At 61.1% G+C, this 23,943-nt stretch carries 24 protein-coding genes; 13 read left to right on the top strand and 11 right to left on the bottom strand.

The window, feature by feature from the left end; all coding sequences use genetic code 11:
• Positions 1 to 380 precede the first annotated feature (380 nt).
• The 10 genes from KGB03_RS27170 to KGB03_RS27125 all read left to right on the top strand — a co-directional run bounded on the left by KGB03_RS27170 (position 381) and on the right by KGB03_RS27125 (position 12,411).
• Positions 381 to 824: a CopD family copper resistance protein gene (locus tag KGB03_RS27170; RefSeq protein WP_223530253.1), complete on the top strand. Its 444-nt coding sequence runs from the start codon at positions 381 to 383 to the stop codon at positions 822 to 824.
• 116 nt (positions 825 to 940) lie between these two features.
• On the top strand, positions 941 to 2,287 hold the full coding sequence (locus KGB03_RS27165; protein WP_223530245.1) for a coproporphyrinogen III oxidase: 1,347 nt from the start codon (positions 941 to 943) through the stop codon (positions 2,285 to 2,287).
• Between the two features lie 22 nt (positions 2,288 to 2,309).
• Positions 2,310 to 3,698, top strand: a complete 1,389-nt coding sequence (gene hemN / locus KGB03_RS27160; protein ID WP_111450235.1) for an oxygen-independent coproporphyrinogen III oxidase — start codon at positions 2,310 to 2,312, stop codon at positions 3,696 to 3,698.
• A 102-nt stretch (positions 3,699 to 3,800) separates the two neighbouring features.
• Positions 3,801 to 5,981, top strand: a complete 2,181-nt coding sequence (nosR, locus tag KGB03_RS27155; RefSeq protein ID WP_223530240.1) for a transcriptional regulator NosR — start codon at positions 3,801 to 3,803, stop codon at positions 5,979 to 5,981.
• Between the two features lie 53 nt (positions 5,982 to 6,034).
• Positions 6,035 to 7,957, top strand: coding sequence for a TAT-dependent nitrous-oxide reductase (gene nosZ, locus KGB03_RS27150; RefSeq protein WP_375154715.1), 1,923 nt, complete (start codon positions 6,035 to 6,037; stop codon positions 7,955 to 7,957).
• A gap of 27 nt (positions 7,958 to 7,984) precedes the next feature.
• A complete protein-coding gene (locus tag KGB03_RS27145; protein WP_223530238.1) occupies positions 7,985 to 9,274 on the top strand; it encodes a nitrous oxide reductase family maturation protein NosD in 1,290 nt (429 codons plus the stop codon).
• Positions 9,271 to 10,194 carry an ABC transporter ATP-binding protein gene (locus tag KGB03_RS27140; RefSeq protein ID WP_223530236.1) on the top strand — a complete coding sequence of 308 codons (924 nt, stop codon included), beginning with the start codon at positions 9,271 to 9,273 and terminating at the stop codon, positions 10,192 to 10,194. The genes KGB03_RS27145 and KGB03_RS27140 overlap by 4 nt, the downstream gene beginning before the upstream one ends.
• Entirely contained in the window at positions 10,191 to 11,021 is an 831-nt protein-coding gene (locus KGB03_RS27135; protein WP_140893079.1) for an ABC transporter permease, read from the top strand. Before KGB03_RS27140 ends, KGB03_RS27135 begins: the two co-directional genes overlap by 4 nt.
• Positions 11,022 to 11,054: 33 nt before the next feature.
• The gene (locus KGB03_RS27130; protein ID WP_111450229.1) at positions 11,055 to 11,558 is read left to right on the top strand and encodes a nitrous oxide reductase accessory protein NosL; all 504 of its coding nucleotides are present in this window, start codon (positions 11,055 to 11,057) and stop codon (positions 11,556 to 11,558) included.
• A 109-nt stretch (positions 11,559 to 11,667) separates the two neighbouring features.
• Positions 11,668 to 12,411, top strand: coding sequence for an SDR family NAD(P)-dependent oxidoreductase (locus KGB03_RS27125; RefSeq protein ID WP_218536998.1), 744 nt, complete (start codon positions 11,668 to 11,670; stop codon positions 12,409 to 12,411).
• A 594-nt stretch (positions 12,412 to 13,005) separates the two neighbouring features.
• Here KGB03_RS27125 and KGB03_RS27120 read toward each other — a convergent pair.
• From KGB03_RS27120 to nirS, 11 genes are all read right to left on the bottom strand, one after another.
• Positions 13,006 to 14,499 carry a nitrite reductase gene (locus tag KGB03_RS27120; protein WP_223530234.1) on the bottom strand — a complete coding sequence of 498 codons (1,494 nt, stop codon included), beginning with the start codon at positions 14,497 to 14,499 and terminating at the stop codon, positions 13,006 to 13,008.
• Complete coding sequence (gene cobA, locus KGB03_RS27115; protein WP_111450225.1) at positions 14,496 to 15,335, bottom strand: uroporphyrinogen-III C-methyltransferase; 840 nt, start codon at positions 15,333 to 15,335, stop codon at positions 14,496 to 14,498. Before cobA ends, KGB03_RS27120 begins: the two co-directional genes overlap by 4 nt.
• A 70-nt stretch (positions 15,336 to 15,405) precedes the next feature.
• Positions 15,406 to 16,584 (bottom strand): heme d1 biosynthesis radical SAM protein NirJ, encoded by a 1,179-nt coding sequence (gene nirJ / locus KGB03_RS27110; RefSeq protein WP_111450224.1) that lies wholly within the window; start codon positions 16,582 to 16,584, stop codon positions 15,406 to 15,408.
• Positions 16,585 to 16,609: 25 nt separating this feature from the next.
• The gene (locus tag KGB03_RS27105; protein WP_223530232.1) at positions 16,610 to 17,113 is read right to left on the bottom strand and encodes an Lrp/AsnC family transcriptional regulator; all 504 of its coding nucleotides are present in this window, start codon (positions 17,111 to 17,113) and stop codon (positions 16,610 to 16,612) included.
• Positions 17,088 to 17,531: an Lrp/AsnC family transcriptional regulator gene (locus KGB03_RS27100; protein WP_223530230.1), complete on the bottom strand. Its 444-nt coding sequence runs from the start codon at positions 17,529 to 17,531 to the stop codon at positions 17,088 to 17,090. Before KGB03_RS27100 ends, KGB03_RS27105 begins: the two co-directional genes overlap by 26 nt.
• Positions 17,524 to 18,039 (bottom strand): Lrp/AsnC family transcriptional regulator, encoded by a 516-nt coding sequence (locus KGB03_RS27095; RefSeq protein ID WP_223530228.1) that lies wholly within the window; start codon positions 18,037 to 18,039, stop codon positions 17,524 to 17,526. Before KGB03_RS27095 ends, KGB03_RS27100 begins: the two co-directional genes overlap by 8 nt.
• Complete coding sequence (locus tag KGB03_RS27090; protein ID WP_111450220.1) at positions 18,036 to 18,494, bottom strand: Lrp/AsnC family transcriptional regulator; 459 nt, start codon at positions 18,492 to 18,494, stop codon at positions 18,036 to 18,038. Before KGB03_RS27090 ends, KGB03_RS27095 begins: the two co-directional genes overlap by 4 nt.
• A 1-nt stretch (position 18,495) precedes the next feature.
• A complete protein-coding gene (locus KGB03_RS27085) occupies positions 18,496 to 19,674 on the bottom strand; it encodes a cytochrome D1 domain-containing protein (protein WP_223530226.1) in 1,179 nt (392 codons plus the stop codon).
• Complete coding sequence (locus KGB03_RS27080; RefSeq protein ID WP_192408275.1) at positions 19,671 to 19,994, bottom strand: c-type cytochrome; 324 nt, start codon at positions 19,992 to 19,994, stop codon at positions 19,671 to 19,673. The genes KGB03_RS27085 and KGB03_RS27080 overlap by 4 nt, the downstream gene beginning before the upstream one ends.
• Positions 19,995 to 20,013: 19 nt before the next feature.
• Positions 20,014 to 20,328, bottom strand: a complete 315-nt coding sequence (locus KGB03_RS27075) for a c-type cytochrome (protein WP_218536990.1) — start codon at positions 20,326 to 20,328, stop codon at positions 20,014 to 20,016.
• Positions 20,329 to 20,352: 24 nt separating this feature from the next.
• Positions 20,353 to 21,921: a nitrite reductase gene (nirS, locus tag KGB03_RS27070; protein WP_223530251.1), complete on the bottom strand. Its 1,569-nt coding sequence runs from the start codon at positions 21,919 to 21,921 to the stop codon at positions 20,353 to 20,355.
• A gap of 319 nt (positions 21,922 to 22,240) precedes the next feature.
• On the opposite strand from nirS, the gene KGB03_RS27065 reads away from it, so the two are divergent.
• Genes KGB03_RS27065 through KGB03_RS27055 form a run of 3 tightly spaced genes read left to right on the top strand, consistent with a single transcriptional unit; the run spans position 22,241 to position 23,883 of the window.
• A complete protein-coding gene (locus tag KGB03_RS27065) occupies positions 22,241 to 23,044 on the top strand; it encodes a CbbQ/NirQ/NorQ/GpvN family protein (RefSeq protein WP_111450216.1) in 804 nt (267 codons plus the stop codon).
• Positions 23,028 to 23,615, top strand: a complete 588-nt coding sequence (locus KGB03_RS27060) for a cytochrome c oxidase subunit 3 family protein (RefSeq protein WP_192408277.1) — start codon at positions 23,028 to 23,030, stop codon at positions 23,613 to 23,615. Before KGB03_RS27065 ends, KGB03_RS27060 begins: the two co-directional genes overlap by 17 nt.
• Before the next feature lie 10 nt (positions 23,616 to 23,625).
• Entirely contained in the window at positions 23,626 to 23,883 is a 258-nt protein-coding gene (locus KGB03_RS27055; RefSeq protein ID WP_218536988.1) for a cytochrome C oxidase subunit IV family protein, read from the top strand.
• Positions 23,884 to 23,943 lie beyond the last annotated feature (60 nt).

Below are 23,943 nucleotides of genomic sequence, written 5' to 3'. Positions count from 1 at the left end.
GAGAGGCCGAGTGGAGGTTCTGCGCAGTGGGCAACCCGGCATGGATGCCGGGTTAGCCGCCCCCGGCCATGGATGGCCGATGGCGGCGGGCCCACGGAGCAGGACCGGAGCGAGGGCATGCCGAGCCACAGCGAGGCACCGAACGACAGGGGCAAGAGCCCTTGGTTACTTGGGGCTTTTCCAAGTGACCCGCCGTAAGGGCGGAACCCTAAGCCGCCGTGACCGCAGAAACGGATATGCCCACGAGGGTTTTGCCGCTTTCTTGATCAGTGTCAACCGCATAACCAGACAGCCTCTGTAGTCTCCAGAGACCGACAGCCAGTGCGCTCACCCCAATGTTCGCCGTAGCGCCGGTTGCCTTGACCCAAGGCGAAAACACCATGATCTATCCGCTGATTCTGACCTTGCACCTGTTTGCCGCGCTGATCTTCATCGGCACGGTGTTCTTCGAAGTCCTGTTCCTGGAAAGCATCCGCAAACAGTTACCCGCCAGGGTGATGCTGCTGGTGGAGCAGGGTATCGGCCGCCGGGCCCGCTCGCTGATGCCGTGGGTGCTGCTGGTGTTGTTCGGTGCCGGGCTGGGCATGGTCTGGTTGCGTTACTTGCCAGCCCTGGCCTCACCACTGTCCTCATCGTTCGGCACCTTGCTGGCGTTGAAAATCGCAGTGGCCGTGAGTGTGCTGCTGCATTTCCTCGGCGCCATGTTTCTATTCAAAAGCGGCCGAATGAGCCCGCGATACCTGCACTTCATCCACGGCAGCCTGTTCTGCCACATGATCGTTATCGTGCTGCTGGCCAAGGGCATGTTTTACCTGACGTGGTAATCAGGCCTGACCGGTGGTCCGTTATGCAGACACTTTGCTTGCGCTTGACGCAAATCAAGGAGCATTGATGGTTAAACCCGGAGACTGACAGTCCGCAGCCAGTCTCGGAGACCGCCATGCTCGATTTATTTCACAACCCAGGCGAGTTGATCGCTCGGTGCGATCAAGGCGTGCTTGACCCTAACTGTCATGCCGACACGCAAAAATTTCATGACGGTATCGGCTCTCTGGACCTGCTTCGTGCATTGCGCGTCAGCCGCCAGAAGTGCCGTCCGCTGTCCCTGAACGTGCAACTGCCTTCCAGCCTCAAGCCGTCTTCCTGTTCCCCGCGCGATATCGCCGGCGAGCACAACGGTATCGAGCAGTACCTTCAGCATCTGGAGCGGGAAATCGACCTCGTCGGTTGTCACCTCGGTGCGCAACAACGGGTCGAGCAGTTTCATCTGGGCGGCGGAACACCCGCGCCTGCCCACCTGGAACGGCTGATGAGCCATCTGCGTGGCCGGTTCAACTTTCTCGAACATGAAGGCGGCGATTACAGCGTCGAGGTCGACCTCCACCACACCGACTGGGCGACCATGGGGTTGCTGCGCGACCAGGGATTCACTCATGTGAGCATCGGCGTTCCGGATATCGACGCCGACTGTGACAGGTCGGTGGCCTGCTACCAGAACCCGGCGCCGATCCAGTCGCTGATGGATGCCGCGCGCACCTTTGGTTTTCGATCCATCAACGTCGATCTGGGTTTTGGCCATGCCTGGCAGACGCCAGACAGTTTTGCGCTGAAGCTGGCGAGCATTATTGAACTGGAGCCGGACCGGCTCATGGTGTTCGATTATGCCCGGCCACCGCGGCGCTATCGGCCGGTGCTCGGCGACAAGGTAAGAGCGCTGTGCAGCCAGGACGATAAAGGCGCGATGCGCCAGATCTGCTTCGATCAACTGCTTGGCGCGGGTTATCACTACATCGGTCTGGGGCAGTTTGTCCGGCCTGATGATGATTTGGCGGTCGCCCAGGAGCGCGGCCGGTTGCGCCGTACCTGTGAAGGGTTCTCCCGTCACGGCTATTGCGATCATGTTGGATTCGGTTTGGGTGCCATCAGCCAGATCGACGATCTGTACACGCAAAATACCGACGAGATTGAACGCTATCAGCAGCAACTGGACATGAAGCAATTGCCGACGTGTCGAGGCTGGCGCTTCGAGGCGGGGGATCAGATCAGGCAAATGGTCATGGAGCGTCTGGCCTGTGATCAGGAGCTGGATATCCGCGCTATCGAGAGGCGCTACGGGCTGGTTTTTTCCAAGTACTTCTCCTCTGTCTGGCCGTTGCTGGAGCAATTGAGTCGGGACGGGTTGATTGAATTGTCAGACCGTTTCATCAGCATCCTTCCCGCCGGTCGGCCGGAAGTGGATGCCATCTGCAACCTGTTTGAAAAGGATTTGGGCGGTGCGAAGCATTAATCCCATTGCGAGTTGATCGATCATGAACACGACATTTGATTTCAATCGCGCCCTGGTCGAAAAGTACGACCGCCCGGGGCCGCGTTATACCTCTTACCCCACGGCGCCGCAGTTTCATCAGGCGTTTGCCGTTGATGACTATCAGCGTGCCGCCCGCGACAGCAATCAGGTGGCCGCGCCGAAACCGTTGTCGGTGTACATCCACATCCCGTTCTGCAAAAGCCTTTGTTACTACTGCGCCTGCAACAAAATCATTACCCAGAAAACCCATCGCGCCGTCGAGTACCTGACGTACCTCAAGCGTGAAATCGCAATGCAGGCGGCCTTGTTCGACAGCACCCGCAAACTCACCCAGTTGCACTTGGGGGGCGGCACGCCGACCTATTTGACCAGCGAGCAGCTGGCCGACCTGATGGACTGCCTGCACCAGGCGTTCAACATGGATGACAGCGATAACCATGAGTTCTCCATCGAGGTCGACCCACGGACCATCAGCACCGAGCAGATTCAGTCATTGCGCCAATTGGGCTTCAATCGCCTGAGCTTCGGCGTGCAGGATTTCGACCCCGACGTGCAGGCAGCGGTGAATCGCCAGCAAAGTGAAGAGCAGATTTATGCGCTGGTCGCGGCGGCGCGTGAGGCGCACTTCAAGTCGATCAGCGTCGACCTGATCTACGGCCTGCCACTGCAAACCGTGCAGAGTTTCGACGTCACCCTCAGCAAGATCATCGCGCTGCGTCCGGACCGGATTGCCGCCTACAGCTACGCGCATTTGCCGGAGATGGTTCGCGCGCAACGGCTGATTCGCCCCGCCGACATGCCACCACCGGAGCGCAAGCTGGAACTGCTCGAGCTGACCATCCGCCGCCTGACCGAGGCCGGTTACGTCTATATCGGCATGGATCATTTCGCCTTGCCGGATGACGAACTGGCGCTGGCCCGGGCCAATGGCACCCTGCAGCGTAACTTTCAGGGCTATTCCACCCATGCCGACTGCGATTTGATCGGCCTTGGGGTGTCGTCGATCGGCAAGGTCGGCGACAGCTACAGCCAAAGCGTCAAGGAACTTTCGCAGTACTACGCCCGTATCGATCAAGGGCTGTTGCCGGTGCATCGCGGTTACCGCTTGAACGCCGACGACCTGCTGCGCCGCGAGGTGATCAGCGACCTGATGTGCCATGGCCGTATCGCGTTCGACCAGTATGAAGCGCGTCATGGCATTCGCTTCACCGAGTATTTTGCCGAGGCGCTGGCGCAGCTGGGCGAGCATGTGCGCGATGGATTGCTGCAGATTCACCGCGACGAATTGGTGCTGTTGCCACAAGGGCATTTGATGATGCGCAGTGCCGCGATGGCGTTTGACGCCTATCTGGGCGGTGAACAAAAAGGCCAGTTCTCACGTACGGTCTGAGCCTGTCTTCCGAGGGGATTGCCCTCAAGTTGATCTCAATCAAGGGCAGGGGGCGCAACGCTCCCTAACATGACCGCAAGCCCCTTTAAAATCAGCGAGCACATGACAATCCATCAGCCTTCGATACTCGGCAACCTGCGCGCCTGGGGTGTCGGTCTGGTGGTCATGCTGACGCTGATGCTTGCCACCTTCGAGGGGGCGCAGGCCAAGCAGTACGGCGACATTGAGCAGCAGCGCATCGAAAAAACCTTCCCTCAGACCGATTCCGTTTCCGCCCCCGAAGGCCCGTTCAAGGTGCGCACGCTGTCCGCCGCCGGCAAAGTCATCGGTTATGTGTTCCAGAGCCTGGACGTGGTGGATATTCCGGCTTACTCGGGCAAACCGATCAACACCCAGGTGATCCTCGATACTGCCGGCGTGATTCAGGATGCTTATGTGCTGGAACACCACGAGCCGATTCTGCTGATTGGCATTCCTGAGGCAAAACTTCACGGCTTCAGTGCCAAGTACAAAGGCGTCAAGGTCAGCCAGAGGGTCGTCGTCGGCCATTCCAGTGACCCGAATGCGGTCACCGTCGATGCCATCGCCGGCGCAACCGTCACCGCCATGGTGGTCAACGAGGTCATCATGCGCGCCGCTCATGATGTGGCTGTCTCACTCAAGCTGATCGAAGACACGGGTGGTGTGGCACGCAAGCCCGCCACCGTGCGGCTGGACTTTTTCGAGCCCGCCACCTGGGAGCAACTGACCGGCAACGGTGCCATCCGCCGCTTGAACCTGACCCGTGGCCAGGTTGATGCCGCCTTCAAGGGCACTGATGCCGAAGGCGTGGAAAACGCCGCCGCCGATCAGGTGGATGAGACCTTTATCGAGCTCTACACCGCCGACCTGAATCCGCCGACCATCGGCCGTGCGCTGCTGGGCGACAACCAATATCGCTTCCTCATGCAAGACCTCAAGCCTGGCGAGCAAGCCATCGCGGTGCTGGGTCGCGGGCTGTTTTCCTATAAAGGCTCGGGGTACGTGCGCGGCGGGATTTTCGATCGGGTGCAATTGCGCCAGTTCGGCAACGTCATCAGCTTCCGCGACATGGACCATCAGCGGCTCTCGGATGTGTTTGCCAAAGGCATGCCCGAGTTCACTGAAATGTCGATTTTCATTGTGCGCGAACCGGCGAAGTTCGATCCGGGATCGCCTTGGTCTCTGGAATTATTGGTACGTCGCCAGACCGGCCCGGTCAGTGGCACGTTCAGCAGCTTCGAACTGGCCTATCAATTACCCGAGCCCTACCTTGAGCGCCCACTGCCCAGCGCCGAAGAACTGGCGGCCCTCGAGGAAGCCAGTCGGCCCATGTGGTTGAACATCTGGTATCAGAAATCCTTTCAGATCACCGTGCTCGGCACCGCATTGCTACTGCTGACGGCCATCCTGTTCCTGCAAGACAAATTCACCCGCCGCCCGCATTTTCTGCATTGGCTGCGTCGGGGTTACCTGGTCTTTACCGTGGTGTTTATCGGCTGGTATGCCCTGGGGCAGCTGTCGGTGGTCAACGTCCTGACCTTTACCCATGCGCTGTTCGACCATTTTCGCTGGGAGCTGTTTCTCACCGATCCGCTGATCTTCATGCTCTGGGTCTTCGCCGCCGCCAGCATTCTGCTGTGGGGCCGCGGCGTGTTCTGCGGCTGGCTGTGCCCGTTTGGCGCCTTGCAAGAGTTGATCAACGAGGCCGCGCGCAAGCTGAAGATTCCTCAATACGAATTGCCCTTCGCGGTGCATGAGCGCTTGTGGGCGATCAAATACATCATTTTGCTGCTGCTGTTCGGCATCTCCCTGGAGTCGATGTCCACCGCCGAACTGTTCGCCGAGGTGGAACCGTTCAAGACCGCCATCACCCTCAGGTTCGACCGCCAGTGGTGGTTCGTGCTCTACGCGGTGGCGCTGCTGGTCATCAACCTCTTCACGCGCAAAGTCTATTGCCGCTACATCTGCCCGTTGGGTGCTGCGCTGGCGATTCCGAGCAAATTTCGCCTGTTCGACTGGCTCAAACGCCGCAAGGAGTGCGGCACGCCTTGCCAGCTGTGCGCCAAGGAATGCGAGATCCAGGCGATTCATCCTGATGGCCGGATCAATGCCAACGAGTGCCACTACTGCCTCGATTGCCAGATGACGTACCAGAACGACAACAAATGCCCGCCGCTGATCAACAAGCGCAAGAAGCTTGGCAAAGCGGCGCCCGCTGCTGTGCAACTGATACCTGTCGTGGAAGTGACCGCTCTGGAATGAACCCCGCGAGCGCATGTCCGCAGTGACCGTTTTTATCCCTTCAAGGAAAACACCTGATGAACGACACAGAGTCCAAAAAAACCACTGAAGTGCCGGAACCGACCGGCCTCAGTCGTCGCGGCTTCCTGGGCACCAGTGCGGTGACCGGCGCGGTACTGGCCGGTGCCACGGCCCTTGGTGGCGCAGTGTTCACCCGTGAGACCTGGGCGGCTGCGGCCAAGGACGCGCAGTCGAAAATCCACGTCGGGCCGGGCGAACTGGATCAGTACTACGGTTTCTGGAGCGGCGGCCATCAGGGCGAAGTGCGGATCATGGGCATTCCGTCGATGCGCGAGTTGTTACGCATTCCGGTGTTCAACGTCGATTCCGCGACTGGTTGGGGCCTGACCAACGAAAGCAAACGGATCATGGGCGACAGCGCGCACTTCCAGAATGGCGACTGCCATCACCCGCATTTGTCGATGACTGACGGCAAGTACGACGGCAAATACCTGTTCATCAATGACAAGGCCAACAGCCGCGTTGCGCGTATCCGTCTGGACATCATGAAGTGCGACAAGATGCTCACCGTGCCCAATGTGCAGGCGGTTCACGGGTTGCGCCTGCAGAAAGTACCGCACACCAAGTACGTGTTCGCCAACGCCGAATTCGTCATTCCGCACCCCAATGACGGCAGCACCTTCGACCTGCAGGACAAGAACAGCTACACCATGTTCAACGCCATCGATGCCGAGAAAATGGAGATGGCGTTCCAGGTCATCGTCGACGGCAACCTGGACAACACCGACGCCGACTACACCGGCAAATACGCGGCGTCGACCTGCTACAACTCGGAGAAGGCCTACGACCTGGGCGGGATGATGCGCAACGAGCGCGACTGGGTGGTGGTGTTCAACATCCCGCGCATTGAAGCGGCGATCAAGGCCGGCAAGTTCATCACCCTCGACGGCTCGAAAGTGCCAGTGGTCGACGGTCGTAAAACCGATGGCAAGGACAGCGCGTTCACCCGATACATCCCCACGCCGAAGAACCCCCACGGCCTCAATACCTCGCCCGATGGCAAATACTTCATTGCCAACGGCAAGCTTTCGCCGACCTGCACCATCATCGCCATCGCCAAGCTCGACGATCTGTTCGACGACAAGTTCAAGGACCCGCGTGACGTGGTGGTCGGTGAGCCCGAGCTCGGTCTGGGCCCGCTGCACACCACTTTCGACGGCCGCGGCAATGCCTACACCACGCTGTTTATCGACAGCCAGGTGGTGAAGTGGAACGTGGAAGAAGCCATTCGCGCCTACACCGGCGAAAAGGTCAACTACATCAAGCAGAAACTTGACGTGCAATACCAGCCGGGCCACAACCACGCCTCGCTGACCGAAACCAGTGAGGCCGACGGCCAGTGGCTGGTGGTGCTCAGCAAGTTTTCCAAAGACCGCTTCCTGCCGACCGGCCCGCTGCACCCGGAAAACGATCAGTTGATCGATATCTCCGGCGATGAAATGAAACTGGTGCACGACGGCCCGGCCTTCGCCGAACCCCACGACTGCGTGATGGCCCGCCGCGACCAGATCAAGACCAAGAAGATCTGGGACCGCAACGACCCGTTTTTTGCCGAAACCGTGGTCATCGCCGCGAAGGACGGGATCAAGCTGGAGACCGACAACAAGGTCATCCGCGACGGTAACAAAGTCCGTGTCTACATGACCTCGATGGCCCCTGCCTATGGCCTGCCGGAGTTCACCGTCAAACAGGGCAACGAGGTCACGGTGACCATCACCAACATCGACCAGATTGAAGACGTGACCCACGGCTTCGTGATGACCAACCATGGCGCCAGCATGGAAATCAGCCCGCAGCAGACCTCATCGATCACCTTCGTCGCCGACAAGCCGGGGTTGCACTGGTACTACTGCAGCTGGTTCTGCCACGCGCTGCACATGGAAATGGTCGGCCGCATGAAGGTCGAGAAGGCCTGACCGTTGCCCATCGACAGGAGCGAAGCAATGACTGAGAGCAAGGGCAACCCGGTGAAGGTCATTGCGCTTGCGCTCCTGCTCATGTCTGGCAGCGTGCTGGCGGTGCAACCCGTCACCACGCTGCCGTTGACGGTGGACGCCGATCAACGCTGGCACCTGCCGGCCGGGGAATACCGTGGCTCGTTCAGCGTCGATCAACCGATGCAGATTGTCTGCGAGCCGGGCGCGGTATTTCACGGCGAGGGGCAGGGCAACGGTCTGATCATCAGTGCGCCGGATGTCGGTATCGAGGGCTGCACCTTTCTGGACTGGGGGCACGACCTCACCGCCATGAATGCGGCGGTGTTTATCCAGCCCAAGGCCTATGGCGCGGTGATCAAAGGCAATCGCCTACAGGGTAAGGGCTTCGGTATCTGGGTCGACGGTACGCAGGATGTGAGCCTGATCGACAACCGCATTCAGGGTGATCCGACGATGCGCTCCCAGGATCGCGGCAACGGTATTCATCTGTATGCCGTGCATGGCGCCAAGGTCATCGGCAACCAGGTGCGCGACACCCGCGATGGCATCTACATCGACACCTCCAACGGCAACCTGCTGCAAGGCAATACCCTGGAAGACTTGCGCTACGGCGTGCATTACATGTTCGCCAACGATAACCAGTTGATCGGCAACACCACCCGCCGCACCCGCACCGGCTACGCCTTGATGCAAAGCCGCAAGCTCATGGTGATCGGCAATCGCTCCGAACAGGATCAGAACTACGGGATCCTGATGAACTACATCACCTATTCAACCTTGCGTGACAACTTCGTCACTGACGTGCGCGACGGTTCGACCGGCGACAGCATGATCACTGGTGCCGAGGGCAAGGCGCTGTTCATCTACAACTCGCTGTTCAACAGCATCGAACACAACCACTTCGAGCACAGCGCCGTGGGTATTCATCTCACCGCCGGCTCGGAAGACAACCGCATCGCCGACAACGCTTTTGTCGGCAACCAGCGGCAGGTCAAGTACGTCGCCACTCGCTTGCAGGAATGGTCGGTGGATGGCCGGGGCAATTACTGGAGCGATTACCTGGGCTGGGACCGCAACAACGATGGCCTCGGCGATATCGCCTACGAACCCAACGACAACGTCGACCGTCTGCTGTGGCTGTACCCGCAGGTGCGGCTGTTGATGAACAGCCCCGGTATCGAGTTGCTGCGCTGGGTGCAACGGGCCTTTCCGGTGATGAAATCGCCGGGGGTGCTCGACAGTCATCCGCTGATGAAGTCATCCCCTCAAACCCTGACCCAGGAGCCCACCTCATGAACGTCATCGACATCGAAGGCGTCAGCCAGCGCTATGGGCATGCCACCGTATTGCATCAGCTCAACCTCAGCCTCGCTGAAGGCGAAGTGCTGGGTTTGTTCGGGCATAACGGTGCGGGCAAGACCACCAGCATGAAACTGGTGCTTGGCCTGCTCCAGCCCAGCGAAGGGCAGGTCAGGGTGTTCGGCCGTTTGCCCAGCGATCCCCACGTGCGACGCCTGCTTGGTTATCTGCCGGAAAACGTGACGTTTTACCCGCAGCTGAGCGGTGTTGAGACCTTGCGCCATTTTGCGCGACTCAAAGGCGCCGCGTCCGCTCAGGTGGACGTGCTGCTGGAGGAAGTCGGCCTGGCCGGTGCGGCGCATCGACGGGTCAAGACCTACTCCAAAGGCATGCGGCAACGCTTGGGGCTGGCACAAGCGCTGCTCGGCGAACCGCGTTTGTTGCTGCTCGACGAACCTACGGTCGGCCTCGATCCCATCGCCACCCAAGACCTTTATCGCTTGCTCGATCGCCTGCGCAGCCAGGGCACCAGCATCATTCTGTGTTCCCACGTATTGCCGGGCGTCGAGGCGCATATCAACCGCGCCGCGATTCTGACCCAGGGCCGGCTGCTGGCCCTTGGCAGTCTCCACAGTTTGCGCGAGGAAGCCGGGTTGCCGACGCTGATCCGCGCCAACGGCTTGAAGCACGTCGGGCCCTTGCAGCAACGCTGGAACAACGCCGGGCACGTCACCGAACGCTGGGGCGTCGAAGGCCTTGAAGTGGCCACGCTCAATGGCAACAAGCTTGGGCTGTTGCGCCAACTGCTCAATGAAGACGAACCGGCCGACGTGGAAATCCACCAACCGTCCCTGGAAGATATTTACCGCTACTACGTGAGCCGGGCCGGTGCGGCGCCGATCGGGGAGGCCGTATGAACGCTGTCTGGAACATGGCCCGCAAGGAGTTCAGTGACGGTTTGCGCAATCGCTGGTTGTTGGCAATCAGTGTGTTGTTCGCGGTGCTCGCCATCGGCATCGCCTGGCTGGGCGCCGCGGCTTCCGGGCAGTTGGGTTTCACCTCGGTGCCGGCCACCATCGCCAGCCTCGCCAGTCTGGCGACGTTTTTGATGCCGTTGATTGCGTTGCTGCTGGCCTATGACGCCATCGTCGGCGAGGACGAGAGCGGCACGTTGCTGTTGTTGCTGACGTACCCGTTGGGTCGCGGGCAGATTCTGCTCGGCAAGTTTGTCGGCCACGGGTTGATCCTGGCGCTGGCGACACTGATCGGTTTCGGCTGCGCCATGCTGGCCATCGCGGTGCTGGTGGACGATGTCGAACTGAGCCTGTTGCTTTGGGCCTTTGGCCGGTTCATGGCGTCGTCGACGTTGCTGGGCTGGGGGTTTCTGGGGTTGGCCTATGTGCTGAGCAGTGTGTCGGCGGAGAAATCCACGGCGGCCGGGCTGGCGCTGGGTGTCTGGTTCTTCTTCGTGCTGGTGTTCGACCTGGCACTGCTGGCGTTGTTGGTGCTCAGCGAGGGTCAGTTCAACCCGAAAGTGCTGCCCTGGTTGCTGCTGCTCAATCCGGCCGACATCTATCGCCTGATCAATCTCTCCGGTTTTGAGCCTGGCGCCGGTACCACGGGTGTGCTGACGCTGGGCAGCGATTTGCCGATGCCGGGCTCGATGCTCTGGCTGTGCCTGTCACTGTGGGTGGCGGTGCCATTGGGCTCGGCCTGGCTGTTGTTTCGTCGCCGGGCGACATGAATTTTTACTTTGGTTTTTTGGGAGTAGTTGACGATGAATGCGTTTTATCTGACGACGATGCGCGCGGTGGCGGGCCTGATGATGTGCCTGTTGCTGACGGCCTGCGACAACCCTGCGCAGGCCACCTACAGCAGCGCCGCCACAGCCTTTCATCCCAGTGATGAATGCCATGTCTGCGGGATGATCATCAACGGATTCCCCGGGCCCAAGGGCGAAGTGGTCGAGCGGGCCGGGGTCAAGAAGTTCTGCTCCACGGCGGAAATGATCGGTTGGTGGTTGCAGCCGGAAAATCATCATGGCGATGCAAAACTGTATGTCCACGATATGGGCCGCAGCCCGTGGAACGCGCCGGATGACGCTCACCTGATCGATGCCAAGGACGCGTTCTACGTGGTCGGCACCCAACTCAAGGGCGCCATGGGCGTGGTGCTGGCGTCCTTCTCCAGTCGAGAGGCTGCTGAAAAGCTTGCCGCTGAACAGGGCGGTCGTTTGCTGCGGTTCAGCGAGATCACTCCGGCGCTGTTGCAGCAGCACTGACGCCGTCGAAAAATCCTGATCGCCGTCAAGTCGTTTTTTCTTCTCCTGTTCAAAGATAGGGCTGGCAATGTCCCCAGTGCTTGGCATCCGCGATGCCCAGGAGTAAATGATGAAAACCGAGTTTCAGGATCGTTTGGCAGTGGTCACGGGTGCCAGCTCCGGGATTGGCCTGGCACTGTGCGCCGCGTTGTTACCGCGCGGGGTCAAGGTGCTGGCGATGTCTCGGACCCTCGGTGAGTTGCCGGCATTGCAGCAGATCTACGGGGAACGGTTGCAGTGGTTTGCCGGGGATGTCACGAGTCAGCAAGACCTGCGTGAATTGTCCGAGCGGGCTGCGGCGATGGGGCCCGTGGACTATCTGGTGCCCAATGCGGGGATTGCCGAGATGGCTGACAGCCTGGATATGGCGGCCTTCCAGCGTCAGTGGGCGGTTAATGGTGCCGGGGCGTTGAATACGCTGGCGGCGTTGCGGGGGGAGTTGGCGAGTCCGGCGTCGGTGGTGTTTGTCGGGAGTTTTCTGACCGGTTCGAGTTTTCCGGGGTTGGCTGCGTGCATTGCCAGCAAGGCTGCGCTGGCGGCTCAGGCGCGGACGCTGGCGGTGGAGTTTGCGAGTTTTGATGTGCGCATTAATCTGGTCTCGCCGGGGCCGACTGCGACCTCGATGTGGGATCACTTGGGGTTGAGCGAGGGGGAGCTTGGCGATGTTGCAGACACGCTTGGGAAGCGTCTGTTGCCGGGGCATTTTCTTGATGCGGCGGCGGTGGCTAATGTGATTGTCTTTCAGTTGTCGCAGGGGGCTCGGGGTGTTTATGGGCAGGACTGGAAGGTTGATAACGGGTACACCTTGGGCTGAAGTTCGTTCGGGGTACATATCCGTTGCTGCGGTAACGGCGGCTTAGGGTTCCGCCCTTACGGCGGGTCACTTGGAAGAGCGCCAAGTAACCAAACGCTCTTGCCCCTGACGTACGGTGCCTCGCTGTGGCTCGGCATGCCCTCGCTCCGGTCCTGCTCCGTGGGCCCGCCGCCATCGGCCATCCATGGCCGGGGGCGGCTACCGCGGCATCCTTGCCGCGGTGCCCACTGCGCAGAACCTGCGCTCGGCCTTCCGACGGGGCAGATCAAGATCAAAATCAAAAGCGAGGCGGCCCACCGGCCGGCCTATTCTTCGAATCCGCTCCAGCAGATCATCGGCGGCGTACACCCAACCCGCACCTGGCAAAAATCCAAATGTGGGAGCAAGCCCGCTCCCACAGGGGGAATGCGTACGCTTGAAGAGGCAGGTCGGCCGGCAGGCCGCCTCGCTTTTGCGGTGCACGCCCCACCGAACGACAGGTGCACGAGCGCTTTGGTTACTTTCCGCCGGGCCGCGCAGGCTTTTCCAAAGTGACCCGCCGTAAGGGCGGAACCCTAAGCCGCCGTTACCGAAGAAACGGATATACACCAAGGCCTAATGCGAAGTCCCCTCGGCAAACTCAATCTTGTTCCCCACGTTGTACTTCCCCGAAGGCTTGTTCATCGGAATACGTTTGATCTCCTCAAGCGTGTTGCTGTCGTAAACGATCAGCGCCCCGTCGGTGGCCCAGATGCTCAGCAGCAAGTAGCGGCCATCCCGGGTGAACTCAACATGAGCGGCAGTTTTCCCGGGCATCGGGCGCAGCGTGTGGGCAATTTCCAGCGTCTGCTTGTCAATCAGGTGGATCGCATCGTTATCAGGCCCGAAGAACACATCGCTCCAGGCATACCGTGAATTAACGTGACTGCGCATGAAAAACCCCGGCCCCAGGGTCGGGATTTCCTTGATCAGTTTCCAGGTCTTGAAGTCGATGACCGAAATCAGCCCCTTGCTGATGTTCGGCGTGGCGAACACCCACTCACCGTTGCGTTTCCAATAAGTCCCCGAGCCCAAATGCGGCATCCCCGGCAGCGGGATGTCGGTGATCACCTTGCCGCTGTCGAGGTCGATCACCTGACCGCCCTGGGCCTTGCGCGACGTCGCCAGCAGCTGTTTGTAGTCCGGCGAAAAAGAGAAGTCGTCGAGAACATCCCCGGCCGGGATCCGTCGTGGTTCGAAATTGGGTGTGCCAGCCCAGGACAGTTCCCAGACTTCCTTCACGTCCTTGAGCGCCACGATGAAGCTGTCCCGCGGTGGGGCGGAGTAGACCGCGCTGACCCGTGACGCGGTACCGTCCTGGCCGATCGTGGGAATGGTTTTGACCAACGACAGATCGCGGGCATCGAGCACGACCACGTTGCCGGGTAAATAGTTGCCCACCAGCACCCAGCGTCCATCCTTGCTCACCGCCAGGTTGCGGGTATTGAGACCGGCGCGGACCTCGGCGATCAGCTTCAGGTTGTGCAAGTCATACAGGCTGATCCAGCCGTCACGGGAGGCGAAGTAGACGAAGCGTCCGTCCGGCGAAAACTTCGGCCCGCCATGCACGGCGAAGTGCGAAGCAAACCGCGCCAGCACCTCAAAGCGGTCACCGTCGAGGATGTCGATGTGATGGTCGCCGGCTTCCACCACCACGAACAGGTTCAGCGGGTCGGCGCCATGCTGGGGCGTGGTGGGCAACTTGCTGAGGTCCGCGAGCATCGAGTGACTGCCGAGAATGTCGTCATTGCTCCAGGTGGGTGGGGTGGCGGGCGGTTGCTGCAGGTAGCCCACCAGCGCGTCGATCTGCGCGGGGCTGAACACGTTGGCATAGCCGGTCATCTGGCTCGCGGGGCGACCGTTCTGGATCACGCTGCGGATTTCATCGGGTTTGATCCGGCTGAGACTCTCCGGCAACAACGCCGGCCCCGCACCGCCGAGACGGTTAATGCCGTGACAACTCTGGCAATGCTGCTGATAGTTTTCTGCGGCGTGTTCAAGTGCCGGGACCGCTGCGCCGGCCTGGGCCGCACTGATCCATAACAGGTGGGCAAGGAGCATGCGCCTCATATCGCCACCTTGGCGTGGCGTTGCAGTGCTTGCGCCGGGTAAAGCCTCGCTGGGTATTCCAGTTGTTCTGCGGCGAACAGATCAACCACGGTGCCGATCACCGTCAGTGTCGGAATGCCCGGTGGACAATCCAGCGCCAGGGTCGGCAATTGGTGCAACTTGCCACGGGCGACGTGCTGATCGGGACGCGTGCCGTTGCTGATCAGCGCCGCCGGCGTATCGGCCGGCAGCCCGGCTTCTATCAAGCGCTGGGCGATGATCCCCAGGTTCGACAAGCCCATGTAAAACACCAACGTCTGGCTACTGTCGGCGAGGCTGCTCCAGGGCAGCGACAACTCGCCATCGCGTTGCAAATGGCCGGTGATGAACCGGCAGGAATTGACCAGGTCGCGGTGGGTCAACGGTATGCCTGCATAAGCGCTGCAGCCGGAAGCAGCGGTAATGCCTGGCACCACCTGGCAATCGATGCCGCGTTTGAGCAGGTGCTCCAGCTCTTCGGCGCCGCGACCAAAAATGAACGGGTCGCCGCCCTTGAGCCGGACCACGCGCTGCCCTTGATCGGCGAGGTCGGCGAGCAGTTCGTTGATCTGTTCCTGGGGCAGGCTGTGGCAGCCGCTGGCCTTGCCGACGTAATGGCGGGCGCAGGTCAGGGGAATCAAGGTCAGCAGTTCGGGGCTGATCAGCCGGTCGTACACCACGGCGTCGGCCTGCATCAACAGGCTCCAGGCGCGCAGGGTCAGCAGACGTGGATCGCCGGGGCCGGCGCCGACCAGGGCAACTTCGCCCGGTCGGAACGGGGACTCAAGTGTGGCCGGTATAGCAATCGATGGAGGCATGGGACGTCCTTGGTGCTTCATCAGGTTGGCCGGCCCCAGTCTGTGTCAGGTGGTTGGCCGGACGGGCTATTCAGTGGGTGATGCAAGGGATGGTCGTCACCGGCGGCACGCCGATTTCGTCATCGCTGAGGTGGCAGCCGGGGTCCTGGCCCCACAAATCACCTTCGGCCCAGGCGCGCGTGCGAGTGTTGCCGTTGCAGATGGGCAGCCAGCGGCATTGCGCGCAACGGCCACCGACGGCGCGGGGATGTTCGCGCAGGCGCAGCAGCAGGGCATCCGGCTGATCCAGCCACAACGTGCGGAACGGCGTGCGCCGGACATTGCCCACCGAGTGCTGCCACCAGTAGGTGTCCGGGTGCACTTCGCCGGTGTTGTCGATGTTGGCAATGCCGCTGCCGGAGGCGTTGCCGCCCCAGGCGCGGAGCATGTTTTCCAGGCGTGGGTAATGCTCGGGAAGACGAAGGGCAGCCCATTGCAGCAGCAGAATGGCGTCGGCATCGTTGTTGCCGCTGACAAAATCGCTGTCGCGACCCTGTTGGATGTCTTCCCAGGCGCGCTCAAAGATCAGCGTCATGGCCTCACGGCTCATCTGCTGGTGTGCGTCGAGTTTGCGACTGCGTTTGCCGCGACCGCTGTAGTTGAGGTGCGACAGGTAAAACTTCTGCACGTCGTACTCGCGCATCAGCGCCAGCAGTTGGGGCAACTGCGGATGGTTTTCCTGGGTCAGGGTGGTGCGCAGCCCGACGCGAATGCCTTGTTCGCGACAGAGCCGGATCGCCTGCATGGAACGGGCGAAGCTGCCCTTGAGTTGGCGGAAGGCGTCATGGGTGGCTTCCAGGCCATCGATGCTGATCCCGACGTAGTCGAAATTCGCCGCGCTGATCTGCGCGATGTTGTGCTCATCGATCAGCGTGCCGTTGGTGGACAACGCCACAAAGAACCCCTTGGTCCGGGCGTAGGCGCTGAGCACAAACAGATCCTCGCGCAACAGCGGTTCGCCACCGGAAAGAATCAACACTTTGACGCCGGCATCGTGCAAATCGTCGATCACAGTCAGCGCGGCGGCCGTATCCAGTTCGTCGCGAAAGACGCTGTCGGCCGAGGTGGCGTAGCAATGTTTGCAGGTCAGGTTGCAGCGCCTGAGCAAGTTCCAGATCACCACCGGCGCCCGATTGCTGCCCGGTGGACTGGTTCTGGGCGCAGGCGCCTGGCCGGCCAGCGCACGCAGGTATTGGCTGATCCTCAACATGCCACTCTCCTTGAGTCAGGTGTGTTCAGCGTGAAGCGGGCGGCAAGCGCAAGCCGGTTTTCTTCAGGATACGGCTGCTCACCAACATCTCGTCGGCCCCACAGGCGTCACCCAGCAAGTAGCGCAGGTGCTCGCGGTAGTTGTTGATTTCATCACCGCTGCGTCCATGCACCATGGCGAACAGGTTGTAGCGCCAGTCGGTTCGGCGTGGGCGGCGATAACAGTGGCTGACGAAGGGTTGTGCGCCGATCAGCGCGCCGAGGCGCGGCATGTCGGTGTCGCGTACATCCCAGACCGTCATGCCGTTGTGGCGATAGCCGAGGCGGTAGTGATTGGGCACGGCGGCGATCCGCCGAATCGCGCCCTCGGCCTGTAGTCGCTTGAGCAGGTCCAGGGTGGCGTCGATGTTCAGCCCCAGCTGTTCGGCGAGCCACGCCCATGGGTCTTCCAGCAACGGCAGACCCGCCTGGGTCAACACGATCAGGCGCTGGATAAGGGTGTCTTCAGGCCGGGAAATACAGACCGACATGGTAGGTCTCCTCTTTGGGCAGGTTGAGCAGCGGCAGGCCAGTCAGGGCCTCGATGCGCTGCAGCGTCTCGGCAATGTCTTGTTCGGACGCGCAGCCGAGCACGAACCACATGTTCCAGGCGTGTTCGCGTCGATAGTTGTGCGCCACTTCAGGCAGGCCCTGCAGTTGCTCGGCGACCTCTTCAAAGTGTTCTTCCGGCACCGCCAGGGCGGCGAGGGTAAAGGCGCCGCCCAGGCGTTCGATGTCGAACATCGGACCGAAGCGCGTGAGCACGCCGTCAGCGAGCAGGGCATGCAGTCGCTCGAGCAGTTCCGTGCTGCTGCTCTGCAATTCGGCAGCCAATACCCGCCAAGGGTGGCGCACCAGTGGCAGGCCCAGTTGCAAGCGATTGATCAGGCGACGGTCGAGGTCATCCATGGGTCGGTGCTCCTGTGCGCGAAGGCGCAAAGCGGCCGCCGCACTGCTTGAAGACTTGGGTGCTGAACAGCAATTGATGGGGCAGGTCGCTCAGCAGATGCTCTTCCAGCAACGCCTGAATCTGCGCCTCCACCTGATCACGTTGACGCCCGTGCACCATGCAAAACAGGTTGTACCGCCACTGCGGTAAACGCCGTGGCCGTTGATAGCAGAGGTTAATGCCGGGCGCTCGCCCCAGGCGCTGGCCGACTTCGTCAATCAGCGCATCAGGAACATCCAGTACCAGCATGGCGTTGGCGGTAAAGCCCAGCGCGCGGTGGTGCAGCACCAGGCCGATACGGCGAAACAGCCCTTGCTCGCTCCACTGGCGCATTTGTTCGAGCACCTGGTTTTCGCCAGCGTTTATCCGTTCGGCGAGGGCCTGATAGGGGCGCGCTACCAGCGGCAATCCGCCTTCGAGGTGTCGGCGCAGCGCCAGCGCTTGTTGGGGGCTCAATCCGGGCTTCATGATTGTTCTCCCAGGGCAAAACCGAGGTCGATGCGGTAGGCGGTCAACATCGGCAGGTCCAGCGGCATGAGGCCGGTGTCGTTCTCCAGTTCTTCGAGCACGCGGTCGATGTGTTGGCGATCAGGGGCGGTCAGCACAAACCACAGGTTGTAGAAATGCTCCCGTGCGTAATTGTGATTGACCTCCGGGTACTGACTGACGCGCTCGGCCACCTGTTGCAGGCGTTCGGCGGGCACGGCGAGGGCGGCGAGGGTGCTGGCCCCGGCGCGGCTGTGTTCGAACACCGGGCCGATGCGTGAGAGGGTGCCGGCCTGATCCATTTCTTCCAGGCAGGCCATCACTTGCGATTCGCGGCAACCGATAATCCGCGCCATCTCCTTGTACGGTGACGGACACAGCGGCATGCCGTGCTGAAAGCGGTCGATGAGTTGGCGGCTGAGCAGCTCAAGGTTCATTTCAATACCCCATTTTCTGCGCGCGACTGCTGAAGAAGATGCCGCTTGGCGCACTGGCAGGCAGGGTGCTCAGCAGCTTCAGGCTGTACGGATCCCAGACTTGAACCTGATTGCCGTCGCGTAACGACAGCCACAGTTGGTCGCCGCGCGCGGTGAATTCCATGTGCAGCACCGCCGGTCCTGGCTTCAGCTCCGCGACCACGGCATGGGTTTCGGTGTCGATGACCTGCACCCGATCGTTGTCCGGGTAGGCGAAGTTGACCCACAGCTGCCGACCGTCCGGGCGCGAGGTGACGAATATCGGTTGGCCGGCGACCGGGATGACTGCGGTCTGCTGCCAGGTGCGCGAATCCATCACCAACACTTGATGCCGGCCAACGGCGGGCACGAAGGCCTGGTTGTCGGCGACGGCCCAGCCTTCCAGGTGCGGCATCTTGTAGACCGGCAGTTTCGCCTGGCCGCGTCCATAGTCGCCGAGGACGCGCTGTACCCCGCGCTCGGGATGCCAGAGGTCGAGTTGGGCCATGCCGTCTTCGCCGAACAGCCCGGCCATGTAGTAGCGGCCATCCGGGGTGATCAGGGCGTCGTAGGGTTGCGAGCCAATACCGGTGAAACGGCTGATGTGCGGGGTGCCGCCCTGACTGAAATCGGCGGTCCAGATCTCGCCGGTATCGAACAGGCTGAAGACAAAACGCTGCCCCGGCGCGTCGACCAGACCGACCACTCGCGAGCGTTTGCTGCCATCGGCCAAGGGCGTGGCCGGAATATCCGCCACCTGTTGCAGGGTGTCGGCATCGAACACCTTGACCCCGCCGGGCACGTAGTTGGACACGGCGATCAACTTGCCGTCCTGACTGATGGCGCCGCCAATGCTGTTGCCGCCCTGAATGACGCGATGGTCAATACGCCGGGTCAGCAAATCGATTTTGCTCAGCCCGCCGTCGCGCCCGAACACATAGGCGTAGCGCTGATCCCGTGAGAACACCACCGAGGCATGGGAAAGGTCGCCGAAACCCTCGAGTCGGGCCAGCGCGGTGTGGGTGTCGCTTTCGATGATTTGTACGCTACCGGTGGCGCGCTCCACGACCACACCCAAGTCGCCGGTGCCACGCAAGGGAGGCTGAACGCAAGCGGACAACAACAGCCCGGTCGCCGCTGACAGCAGGATTGAACGGATCATGAGGCGGGATATCCCTGGAGGAGAAGATCGACCAGCCAACGGATGTCACCGGGGCTGAGCAACGGCGCCCAACCGGGCATCGCGGTGCCGGGCCGACCTTGGGTGACGGTGGCAATCAGGCTGTCCCGTGACTTGCCGGCCAGCGCCGCGCGTGTCAATTCCGGGCCTAGTCCACCGGTGAGGTGCAGCCCATGGCAGGCGCCGCAGTCCTGGGTCAGCAGGTGTTCGAGTTGCGCCTGACGCTGGGCGTCCGGCGCCGCAACCGCGGTTGCGCAAATGAGGAGGAGGGCCGCCAGAATCACAGCGTGTCGATAAACCATCGTGACGCCCTCCAGGCGGTTATTTGAGTGTCAGTACCCAGGTCGCGAGAATTTTTGCTTCTTCTTCAGTCACCGGATTGGCCGGCATTGGCATCGGGCCCCAATTGCCTTGTGTACCGTTCTTGATGTGGCTCGCGAGGGTGTCCACCGCTCCGGGTACGCTAGCGTTCTTGGCCGCTACATCCTTGAGCGCCGGGCCGACAATCTTGGTGTCGATGGAGTGGCAGGCGGTGCAGGGTTTGCTCTTGAACAGCTCTAGCGCGTCTTGGGCCATGGCCGGCTGCACAGTCAGCGCAGCAGTCAGGGCGAACAGTGAGAACAGAGTATTTTTCATGGTGTTTCCTTGCATTGATGGAGCTCAATAGATGTCGTGTTGGGTGTTGTAGACATTGAACTTCCCGGTGGGTGTGATCAGTCGTTTGTCCTTTATGACTGATTTGAGCTTCAGTGTTTTGTCGTCGATCACTACCAGCGCCGATTCCTCTGTCTGACCGCTCCAGACGGAGAACCAGACCTCATCGCCGGCCTTGTTGTATTCCGGCTGCACAACGCGCATGGCGCCTTGCTTGATGCCGGCGTATTCGGCGATGGGCAGCACGGTGTAGCCGGCGTCGAGTTTGTCGAGGTTGAACACCGCCACCGATTGGCTGAGCTTGGCGTCCGGGTTGAGGGTGGTGTCGACGTACAGGTGGTGAGACTTGGGATGGGTTTTGATAAACAGCGAGCCGCCACCCTGGCCCTTGAGCGAGGCGACCTGTTTCCAGGCGTATTGCGGGTGTTTGACCGGGTCGGTGCCAATCAGCGAGATGCCGTCATCACCCAGGTGGCTGGTGGCCCAGACCGGGCCGTAGGTCGGGTGGTTGAAGTTGGCGCCGCGACCCGGGTGAGGGGTTTTGCCGACGTCCACCAGCGCGGTCAACTTGCGCTCCTTGGAGTCGATCACGGCGACTTTGTTGGAGTTGTTGGCGGCGGTCATGAAGTAGCGGTGCGTGCTGTCCCAGCCACCGTCATGCAAGAAGGGCGCGGCGTCGATGTAGGTGACGGTGAGGTTTTTGATGTCCTGGTAATTGACCAGCATGACCTTGCCGGTTTCCTTGACGTTGACGATGAACTCCGGCCATTCGTGGGAAGCGATGATCGCCGCGACCCGGGGTTCGGGGTGGTATTCCTGCTTGTCGACGGTCATGCCGCGGGTCGAAACGATCTGTTTCGGCTCGAGGGTTTCGCCATCCATGATGGTGAATTGCGGCGGCCAGTAAGAACCGGCGATGGTGTACTTGTCTTCGTAGCCTTTGAATTTGGAGGTCTCGACCGAGCGCGCCTCGATGCCCACTTTGATTTCGGCGACCTTGGTCGGCTCGACCGGCCACAGGTCGATCATGTCGATCCGGGCGTCTCGACCAATCACCAGCAGGTAGCGACCTGAGGCGGAGATCCGCGAAATGTGCACCGCGTAACCGGTCTCGATCAGTTTGACGATCTTCTTGCTGTCGCCATCGATCAGGGCGATCTTGCCGTCATCGCGCAATGTCACCGAAAAAAGGTTCGGCAGGTTAAGTTTGCTCAGCTGCTTCTTCGGACGGTCCTCGGGTTTGACCAGCACCTTCCAGGTTTTCAGCGTCTCGGCCATGCCCCATTCCGGTGGCGTCGGCGGCGTGTGCTGAATGAACTTGGCCATGACCGTGATCTGATCCTTGGTCAGCGCATTGGACGTCCCCCAGTTCGGCATGCCCGCCGGGGAGCCGTAGGTAATCAAGGCTTCCAGATACGGTTGCCCGCGCGACTGGGTGATGTCTGGCGTCAATGGTTTGCCCGTCGCCCCTTTGCGCAGCACACCGTGGCAGCCTGCGCAGCGCTGGAAGTAGATTTCCTTGGACGAGTCGAAATCGGCCTGGCTCATGTCCGGAGCACCAGCGGTTTTGACCATGGGCGGGGTGGCCGCGACGGCGGGCTCTTCAGCGCTGGCGGTATGACTCACCGCCAGGGCCAGTGACGAACACAATGTGGCGAGGGTCAGGGCAAACGTTTTTCTATTGCTGATCAGCATTCCATTTCTCCTCAGGCAAGACCTTTGCGATGTGCTGAAACGGCAGCGCAGAACGCAGGTTCTTAGTGCCGTGCAAGGCTATGCCCGAGCAGGCCAATGTTCGCTTGACGACGATCAAGTTTGCCGGCCATCTCACTTGCCAGGTTGTCGCAGGGGCCCGTAGCGTGTTCGTTGAATCCGCTTTTGGAACAGGCAGCCCATGGACCGTACCCAGTCTTGCGAACACCCGACCGAACCCTTCTACCAACCGCTGAATAATGAGGAGGCGCTGTTCGAACAAGCCTGGCGACACGGCATGCCGGTGCTGATCAAAGGCCCGACCGGGTGCGGCAAGACCCGTTTCGTCCAGCACATGGCCCATCGGCTGAAACTGCCGCTGTACACCGTGGCGTGCCATGACGACCTGAGTGCGGCCGACCTGATCGGCCGTCACCTGATCGGTGCCCAGGGCACCTGGTGGCAGGACGGACCGCTGACCCGCGCGGTGCGTGAAGGCGGCATTTGTTATCTGGACGAAGTGGTCGAGGCGCGTCAGGACACCGTGGTGGTGTTGCACCCGTTGGCCGATGATCGTCGTGAACTGTTCCTGGAACGCACCGGCGAAGTATTGAAAGCGCCGCCGTCCTTCATGCTCGTGGTGTCTTACAACCCCGGTTACCAGAACCTGCTCAAAGGCATGAAGCCCAGCACCCGCCAACGCTTTGTGGCGATGCGTTTCGGCTACCCGCCGGTGGCCGATGAGGAACGCATCGTTGCTCGGGAAGCGCAGGTGGACAGCGCGCTGGCGGCGCAAGTGGTGCGGCTGGGGCAGGCGTTGCGCCGGCTCGATCAGCATGATCTGGAGGAGGTCGCCTCAACGCGACTGTTGATTTTCACCGCGCGGATGATCCGCTCCGGCATGAGTCCGCGTGAGGCGTGCATGGCCTGCCTGGCCGAGCCGCTGAGCGACGATCCGCTGACCGTTGCCGCGCTGATGGACGTGGTTGATGTCCACTTCGGCTGAGTCCACGGGCGTTTCGCAACGCCACTTGCCAGGCGATCTGGCGATGTGGTTTTTCATTCTGGCTGAGCTGTCGGTGTTCGCCATCCTGATCCTGGTGTTCGCCGTGACCCAGGCGCTCAAGCCGCAGATGTTCAGTGAAAGCCGTCTATTGCTGAACACCTCCACCGGGTTGGCGATGACCCTGAGCCTGCTCACCGCGGGCCTGTTCGCCGCGCTGGCGCAGGAGCAAGTCAGGCGCTCACGGTCCCGCCACGGCGCCGTCTTCCTGCTGATGGCGTTGCTCGCCGCTAGTGTCTACGTGGTGTTGAAACTCACGGAATACCGGCACTTGCTGGCCTCGGGGCTGGGCATGGAGCACAACACCTTTTTCACCCTCTACTGGATTCTCACCGGTTTTCATTTTCTGCATGTAGTGCTAGGCATGGTCATTCTCGGGTGGCTGGCCGAGCGCTGTCGCCGTGGCCTGTACGACGCCAACACGCGCAGCGGGTTTGAATCCGGCGTGCTCTATTGGCACATGGTCGATCTGATCTGGGTCATGCTGTTTCCGCTGGTCTACGTGCTGAGTTGACGAGGTTCTCATGTCTGTTTCCAGGGTATTGCTCGTCTGTTGGGCGGCGCTTGCCACGTTAAGTGTGTGCACGGTGGCGTTGGCCCACGTTGGCGCGACATCGCTGCTGACGATGGCCATCTTGCTGGTGGCGGTGGGCAAGGCATGGCTGATCACCGACGGCTTCATGGAGATGCGCCACGCGCCGCGACTGTGGCGCCGCTTGATGTTGAGCTGGGCGTTGGTGTTGGCGGTGGTGATCGGGATGACACTGATGTCGTTCCGCTGAAGGAATACTCATGTGGGAGCGGGCTTGCTCGCGAAGGCGGTGTGTCAGGCACATCAATTG

It is taken from the genome of Pseudomonas sp. BF-B-26, assembly GCF_019956495.1.
In the GTDB taxonomy this organism is placed as follows: domain Bacteria; phylum Pseudomonadota; class Gammaproteobacteria; order Pseudomonadales; family Pseudomonadaceae; genus Aquipseudomonas.
Note: the sequence above shows the minus strand (reverse complement) of the source record. Positions and strands in the feature narration are given on the sequence as shown.